Annotated in this window: 6 protein-coding genes; 4 read left to right on the forward strand and 2 right to left on the reverse strand. The window is 47.0% G+C overall.

Going from position 1 to position 7,641, the window contains the following annotated elements:
* The first annotated feature begins 278 nt into the window (after nt 1–278).
* From acnB to ACUVJL_RS21450, 4 genes are all read left to right on the forward strand, one after another.
* Complete coding sequence (gene acnB / locus ACUVJL_RS21435) at nt 279–2,894, forward strand: bifunctional aconitate hydratase 2/2-methylisocitrate dehydratase (protein ID WP_445247678.1); 2,616 nt, start codon at nt 279–281, stop codon at nt 2,892–2,894.
* Nucleotides 2,895–3,128: 234 nt separating this feature from the next.
* Nucleotides 3,129–3,593: a hypothetical protein gene (locus tag ACUVJL_RS21440; protein ID WP_445247679.1), complete on the forward strand. Its 465-nt coding sequence runs from the start codon at nt 3,129–3,131 to the stop codon at nt 3,591–3,593.
* Nucleotides 3,594–3,596: 3 nt separating this feature from the next.
* The gene (locus tag ACUVJL_RS21445; RefSeq protein WP_445247680.1) at nt 3,597–4,052 is read left to right on the forward strand and encodes a nucleic acid-binding protein; all 456 of its coding nucleotides are present in this window, start codon (nt 3,597–3,599) and stop codon (nt 4,050–4,052) included.
* A gap of 144 nt (nt 4,053–4,196) precedes the next feature.
* Nucleotides 4,197–4,577, forward strand: a complete 381-nt coding sequence (locus ACUVJL_RS21450; protein WP_445247681.1) for a cupin domain-containing protein — start codon at nt 4,197–4,199, stop codon at nt 4,575–4,577.
* 192 nt (nt 4,578–4,769) lie between these two features.
* Here ACUVJL_RS21450 and ACUVJL_RS21455 read toward each other — a convergent pair whose 3' ends face one another.
* Nucleotides 4,770–5,429, reverse strand: coding sequence for a pentapeptide repeat-containing protein (locus ACUVJL_RS21455; protein ID WP_333135016.1), 660 nt, complete (start codon nt 5,427–5,429; stop codon nt 4,770–4,772).
* A 159-nt stretch (nt 5,430–5,588) separates the two neighbouring features.
* Nucleotides 5,589–7,238 (reverse strand): ABC transporter substrate-binding protein, encoded by a 1,650-nt coding sequence (locus ACUVJL_RS21460; protein ID WP_445247682.1) that lies wholly within the window; start codon nt 7,236–7,238, stop codon nt 5,589–5,591.
* Between the last annotated feature and the right edge of the window lie 403 nt (nt 7,239–7,641).

The raw sequence follows: 7,641 nt of genomic DNA on the forward strand, positions 1-7,641 counted from the left end.
CAATCCCAAATGCGTTCAGCAATGGGATAGAGAGCTGCGTAGTTCAGCCAATGCGGGTTAATCCGCTTAAAGCAAAAGTGAAGGGGGAGGGACTTGACGCCTCCCATGTCTATAAATGACTATACTTTTGCCAGCTATGGCAATCTACTGTTTTTAAAGTTGCGTTAAGTTTTTATAAGAGCGAGGTACTTTACCCAATGTGCAGCCCAAGCTCCTAATCTAAAAAGTAAAGTCACCTGCTTGCCAACCACCGAATACTATCCGAGGAGAGAGGAGAAATGCTTGAATCTTACCGCCGTACCGTTGCCGAACGGGCCGCTTTGGGAATTCCACCGCTGCCGCTAGACGCCCAGCAAACGTCGGAACTGTGTGAACTGCTGAAAAATCCGCCGGCTGGAGAAGAAGAAACCTTAATAGAATTATTGCGCGATCGCGTCCCGCCCGGAGTAGACAGCGCCGCCTACGTCAAAGCTGGTTTTTTAACCGGCATTGCTAAAGGCGAAATCCACAGCCCCCTAATTGCTCCCAAATGGGCAGTTTACCTGCTGGGGACAATGATGGGCGGTTACAACGTCCAATCTTTAATCGAATTGCTCAATCCCACTGCCGAAATCGCCATTCCCGCCACCGCAGCCCGGGCCTTGAGCAAAACGCTGTTAGTATTCGACGCCTTCCACGACATTCTGACTTTATCCGATACCAATCCCTACGCCAAGCAGGTCATCGATTCTTGGGCGGATGCCGAGTGGTTCACCACCCGCCCCCAACTGCCGGAAGTGATTACCGTTACAGTCTTCAAAGTTCCCGGAGAAACCAATACTGACGACTTGTCGCCAGCACCTCATGCTACCACGCGGCCCGATATTCCCCTGCACGCTTTGGCGATGCTCGAAAGTAAGATGCCTGGAACCTTGCAAACGATCGCAGATTTGAAGCTAAAAGGTCATCCCGTAGCCTATGTTGGTGATGTTGTCGGCACCGGTTCCTCGCGAAAATCGGCGATTAATTCCGTACTCTGGCACATTGGCAATGATATTCCGTTTGTGCCGAACAAGCGCAGTGGCGGTTATATTTTAGGAAGTGCGATCGCCCCGATTTTCTTCAATACCGCTGAAGATTCCGGCGCTTTGCCGATCGAATGCGACGTCTCCAAAATGGAAACAGGAATGGTAATTACCATTCATCCCTACAAAGGCGAAATTACCAACGAAGCCGGAGAAATCATCTCCACCTTCACCCTCAAACCCGACACAATTCTAGACGAAGTTCGCGCAGGCGGCCGAATTCCGCTATTAATTGGACGCACTTTAACCGACAAAACCCGCGAAGCTTTAGGACTAGAACCAAGCACTATTTTTACCCGCCCGACTATTCCCACCGATACCGGCAAAGGCTTCACCTTAGCACAAAAAATGGTAGGGAAAGCTTGCGGTTTGTCCGGCGTCCGTCCCGGTACATCTTGTGAACCAGCCATGACAACAGTCGGCTCCCAAGATACCACCGGGCCGATGACTCGGGACGAATTGAAAGAACTTGCTTGTTTGGGATTTAGCGCCGATTTGGTAATTCAAAGTTTCTGCCATACCGCCGCTTATCCGAAACCAGTAGATGTCAAAACTCACCATGAATTACCCGATTTCATGTCACAGCGCGGGGGCATAGCTTTGCGTCCCGGAGACGGCATTATTCACTCCTGGCTGAATCGAATGTTATTGCCAGATACAGTAGGAACCGGCGGCGATTCTCACACTCGTTTTCCTTTGGGAATTTCCTTTCCAGCGGGTTCGGGATTAGTGGCCTTTGCTGCCGCCTTGGGCGTCATGCCTTTGGATATGCCGGAATCAGTTTTAGTGCGGTTCAAAGGCGAATTGCAGCCCGGAGTAACCCTGCGGGATGTTGTGAATGCAATTCCCTATGTGGCGATTCAAAAAGGCTTGCTGACAGTCTCGAAACAGAATAAGAAGAACATCTTTTCTGGGAGGATTATGGAGATTGAAGGTTTGCCAGATTTGAAGGTCGAGCAGGCTTTTGAATTGACCGATGCGACGGCCGAGCGTTCTTGCGCCGGATGCACGATTAAATTGAGCGTGGAGACTGTTTCCGAGTACATTCGTTCCAATGTCGCGCTGCTGAAAAACATGGCGGCGCGGGGCTATCAAGATGCGCGGACTATCATGCGCCGGGTGGCGAAGATGGAGGAATGGCTGGCTAATCCGGTGCTGATGGAGGCGGATGCTGATGCGGAGTACGTTGAAATCATCGAAATCGATCTGAACGAGATTAAAGAGCCAATTGTGGCTGCTCCCAACGACCCGGATAATGTTAAATTGTTGAGTGAGGTTGCGGGCGATCGGGTTGACGAAGTATTTGTCGGTTCCTGCATGACAAATATCGGTCACTACCGTGCCACTGCCAAGGTATTGGAAGGTGCAGGGGAAGTTAAAACTCGCCTGTGGATTTGTCCGCCAACTCGCATGGACGAACAGCAACTCAAAGAAGAAGGTTACTACAGCATTTTTGGAGCCGCTGGAGCGCGTACAGAAATGCCCGGATGCAGTCTTTGTATGGGCAATCAAGCGCGCGTTAAAGATGCGACAACCGTATTTTCAACCTCTACTCGCAACTTTAACAACCGCATGGGCAAAGACGCGCAAGTTTACCTCGGTTCTGCAGAATTAGCCGCAGTTTGTTCGCTGTTAGGTCGAATTCCCACAGTCCAAGAATACAACGACATTGTGTCAAAAAGAATCGATCCTTTTGCTAGTGATTTGTATCGCTATTTGAACTTCGATCAAATTGCGGGTTTTGAGAATGAAGGACGAGTAATAGCCTTAGAAGATATGCCTCGCATAGAGGATATTTTAGGAATTCCCGATGGTGTATTGAGCAAGTAATTTCATCGAAACTCAGCGAACTGCTTATTTTGAACCGCAGATGAACGCAGGTGTACGCAGATGAAATTTATCTGCGTTCATCTGTGTTAATCCGCTGACATCTGCGGTTACAACAAATCCCAGAATCTCCATGAATCATCCCCCGTTTTTTGTTTAAAATATAAGTAGAGGCGAGTTCGATTCCAGGATATCGACCTGCCAATTCCTATAAATCCGATTGAGGAGAAAAAAAGTATGTCTGAACGAGATTTAATCACTGAAAACCCAGAGACACCAAATTCAGCGCCAGCAATTCGCATTGGTAATGAAATGGTAGAGTTTCTCAGTGTAATTCAGCAAACTCCGAGAGAATATTGGCCTAATTTGCTTAAAATGATGAGGTTATTTCTGGAAACTGTGACAGTTAAGCCAGGATTGTCGGAACCCGCCGAGACACCTGAAAATGTAGATTTTACTAAACTGTCGGAGGAGGAAAGTATCAATCTCAGAATGATTCAAGTACAGAGCAGACTATGGGAAGCGGGGCGAAGGGAAGGAAATGAGGATAACCAAAAACCAGAAATTATCGATTCTTTACAGCAGCACGAAGCTCTGAGCAAGCTGTTACAGTCTTGGGTAGATGATGGAGATGAACAGGAACAAACAGAAACCGCTGAAGTTCTCCGCAAAGCACTAGAAGAAAACCCGGTGCATATATAGTCCATGAGCAGAATAGTTTTGTTAGATTCTGGGCCTTTAGGAATTGTTACAAATCCCAAAGCCGCCTCTCCTTTATCTCAAAAGGGTAAAGTCTGGCTGCAATCTTTGCCGCTAAAAGGTTACATTGTCATGCTTCCTGAAATTGCTGACTATGAGGTGAGGCGCGAATTAATTCGTGTAGGTAAAACGGCAGGTATTAGACGACTCGATCAACTTAAATCGCAAATCCCCTACCGTCCTTTGACTACCGAGGTAATGCTTCTAGCGGCTCAGTTGTGGGCGGATGCACGAAAGAGAGGAAAGCCAACGGCAGACTCCCATGCACTTGACGGGGATGTGATTCTGGCGGCTCAAGCAATATTGGAAGTAAATGCAGGCAATGAAGTGGTGATTGCGACAACAAATGTGGGTCATTTGTCTCAGTTTGTGGATGCTCGCGAATGGCGATTAATCTCATGAAGCTGGATTCTGGGATAAAAACTCAGGAATGAACTCGTTAGCGAAGGTTGCAGAAGCCGATCGCACTTACGCACGGAGGATCCTATCCCTGCTATACTTTTAACTACAGCTATTTGGGCAGACACCGTTAGCGAGATAAACAGGATGGGGGAAACAGTGGACACAATCGAAAAAACTGACGATCGCACGCAAACCCGCTACTGGGGCCAAGTTACAGTCATAGACTCGGGCGATCGTTACAAGATCAATCGCATTGAAGTCAAACCGGGGCACCACATCAGCACCCAAATGCACTATCACCGCAGCGAGCACTGGGTTGTAGTCTCCGGTACCGCTAAAGTTATCTGCAACGACTACGAGACAATTCTCATGCAGAAACAGTCAACCTACGTTCCCATGAATACTGCTCACCGCGTGGAAAACCCAGGCGTTATTCCCTTGGTGATGATTGAAATCCAAAATGGCGAATACCTGGGCGAGGATGATATTATCCGTTTCCCGCAGGATGCTCACGAGGAAGATTGATCCGACATCATAAATATGAAGCAATCGCAGAAACCAGCGAAAAGCTTCGCACAGCGAACAAAGACCCACGCAGCGACCGGAAACGAGATAAATCCTACAATTAAAAGTGTAGGGGCAATTACAGAATTGCCCCTACATTATTATATTAAGTTGGTTAAGCACCCGAATTTGATATAGCAATTGGCGATCGTCCTACGGCAAAGAAGCGTTTTTCAAATCTACATTTGCCATATTGGCATTCTTTAAATTAGCACCGGTCAAGTCCGAACCGTTCAAATTTGCACCGTTCAAATTTGCATTGGTCAAATTTGCATCCCGCAAGTTGACTCCCTGTACGTCTATTCCCGACAAACTGCCGCCTCTGAGGCTGACATTAGCTAAATTCGCTACAGACTGGCGAGCATTTCTCAGGTTCGCACCCGCCAAATCGGCACTTTCTAAATTAGCCCCGATTAAATTAGCGCTGGTGAGGTTGGTATTTTTCAAACTGGCAATCACTAAACCCGCCAGACTCAGATTAGCCCGGCTCAAATCAGCACCCTCCAAATTTGCCCCGTGCATTTTAGCCGCAATTAAACTCGCACCTTGCAATTTAGCTTGTTTCAGATTTGCTTCGTTCAGCTTTGCTTCGTTCAAATTTGCACCGTTCAAATTTGCACCCCTCAGATTCGCACCGCTCAAATCTGCACCGCTCAGATTCATACCAGCTAGTTGCGCTCCTGTCAAGTCACATTTGCTACATTTTTTAGTTTCTAAGAGTTGCTTGACGTGTGAGACGTTTTCTGCTTTTACTCCCGAGGCAAAACCGATCGCAATCAGCAGCCCTGTTGTTGTTAAAATCCCAAGTTTCATATACCCACCCTCAGCAAGATCTCTCTTTAAATAATATCCCACACTTTTTGAGAGGGTAGGGTGAGCAGTCTCTTTAATAAACTGTGACAATCATCACCCTATTGTGCACAAAATGTGCAATAATTATACGTTTCAATTCCTGAAAATTCTAGTAAAGAATTATTGCTTTTTCAGGAACCAAAAGGGAAAGGATTGCGTCGGTTCGAGACGGACGCCCGTGATGCTGTTTTGAGCAAAGGTATAGTCCTTATCCTGCCAAAGAGGGATGAAAGGTACATCTTGACCCAGTATGTCTTGAATTTCGGAAAATATGGCTTTGCGGGTTTGAGGGTTTGCTTCTTTGCGTTGCTTGTCGATCAGTTGATTTACCCGATCGCTATAATAAAACGAACCCTGACCTTGACTAGCACCCTTTTCGCAGCCCCCGGCGGCCGAACCGGTGGTACAATCCAAAAACGGCTGAATATAATTGTCGGCGTCGAAAAAGTCGGCATACCAATCAACTAAAACGGCAGGATAAATCCCCTTCTCTATATTTTGAAACAAAGTCGGAGATTCAACGCTGTTAATTTCTACCTGCATTATCCCGTCCATTTTGAGTTTAGCTTGCGCCTCGATCGTACTCGCCACTAAAGCTCGTTTTGTGGAAGCTGAAGGATACCAAATTTGCAGAACAAAAGGATTTGCGGCCGAGTATCCCGCTTTCGTTAAAAGTTCCTTAGCCTTTGCAGTGTTGGCATCGCCGTACAGTTCTTTAAAAATCGGTTTTTGAACGTCGAATGTTGTGGGAATCAGACTGTAAAGCGGTTGTGCTTGTCCCCGCAGTACGCGATCGTTAATCAGGGGGCGATCCATCGCTGCTGCGATCGCCTGTCTCACTTCTAACTTGTCGAGAGGTTGAGACTTGATATTCAGCGTCATGTAACTAACCGTACTGCTTTCCCCCGAGATTTCCTGCCATTTCCCTTGTTTTGCTCCCTCGTCCAAGCTGCGAACTTGGTCAGCATCCAGAGACAAATAAGCCACATCGACTCCACCAGTCCGAAAACTATTGAACAAATTTGACGAACTAGAAAGCAGCAAAAGGTCAATTCCTTGATTAACTGGTTTTTCTCCCCAATACTTGTCAAACACGTCAAACTTGAGAGAATCGCTGCCGTACTTCGCCAACTTGTAGCGTCCAGTTCCCACAAACGTATCGGGTTTAAATTTACCCTCCCCAATCTCGTAGGCTTTTGGAGAAACTGCACAAGTACCGGCGAATGTCAACAGGGAAGGAAAAGCAGCAAAAGGCTTTTTGAGTTGAAAAGTTAATTCGTATTCGCCCGTCGCTTTCACAGATTCTACTGCATCGCTTAACAAGAAAGCCGGACGGCCGCCATTTTTGATAAACCGCTGCAAGGAAAACTCCATTGCTGCGGCGTTAAACGGTGTGTCGTCGTGAAAAATAACGCCTTGACGCAAAGGGATTGTATATGTCAATCCGTCTTGGCTAACTTTTGGAAGTGCTGTCGCTAAGTGGGGAATTAACTCAGTAGTTCCCGACTTGTAAGTGTAGAGAGTATCGCCCAAATTTTGCAGCAGTTGCCCTGATATAATTTCGTAAGCGTCCGCAGGGTCGATCGTCCGCAATTTTAAGGTTGTGCCGATAGTAACGCGCTTATTAGCATTTTCGCCGCTCGCATTCACCGATCGATTAGCCCTCTGTCCGCAGCTTGCAGTTAACAAGCAGCACAGACAGAACAGAGCTATAGCTTTAATCACTGAAGGTTTTATAGATATTCTAGGCTGCTGCTTGTTGATTCTCATCGTCTTTTTTTCACACTCCAAATTACTCATAATATTATCACAACACTCCGGAGAGTTTCAGGGTGTACTCATGGGTGGGCTAGAAACTTGGTTTTTCGCACACATCCTAGGTTTATTAACGAGCTATCTAGTCAGAAACCGGATTGATTTCTGAGGTCGCCAGTACGATCGTCTCCCCTTGCGTTTTGAGTTCCTAACCTAAAACTCTTGGTTTTCCCCTATTCTGCCTCGGCAAAGGTTGCCCTGATATCGATCCCCTTGAAACCGCCATTCTACGGTTGCTAATCAAAAACTGTCCGAAGAGTTGACTAAGGAATGAGAATTAAATAACTTCCACAAGTTTGTGGGATGGGCGTGCCCCCCCGCCAAAAAAGACGGGCGGGAGGCCCAGCCCACAAAAAAA

It is taken from the genome of Microcoleus sp. OTE_8_concoct_300, assembly GCF_031383065.1.
Lineage (GTDB): Bacteria > Cyanobacteriota > Cyanobacteriia > Cyanobacteriales > Microcoleaceae > Microcoleus.

What these genes read in the sequence shown, in the direction of transcription:
- ACUVJL_RS21455 (WP_333135016.1), bottom strand. Translation starts at nt 5,429, where the DNA reads ATGAAACTTGGGATTTTAACAACAACAGGGCTGCTGATTGCGATCGGT.
- ACUVJL_RS21440 (WP_445247679.1), top strand. Translation starts at nt 3,129, where the DNA reads ATGTCTGAACGAGATTTAATCACTGAAAACCCAGAGACACCAAATTCA.
- ACUVJL_RS21460 (WP_445247682.1), bottom strand. Translation starts at nt 7,238, where the DNA reads ATGAGAATCAACAAGCAGCAGCCTAGAATATCTATAAAACCTTCAGTG.
- ACUVJL_RS21445 (WP_445247680.1), top strand. Translation starts at nt 3,597, where the DNA reads ATGAGCAGAATAGTTTTGTTAGATTCTGGGCCTTTAGGAATTGTTACA.
- ACUVJL_RS21450 (WP_445247681.1), top strand. Translation starts at nt 4,197, where the DNA reads ATGGGGGAAACAGTGGACACAATCGAAAAAACTGACGATCGCACGCAA.
- acnB (WP_445247678.1), top strand. Translation starts at nt 279, where the DNA reads ATGCTTGAATCTTACCGCCGTACCGTTGCCGAACGGGCCGCTTTGGGA.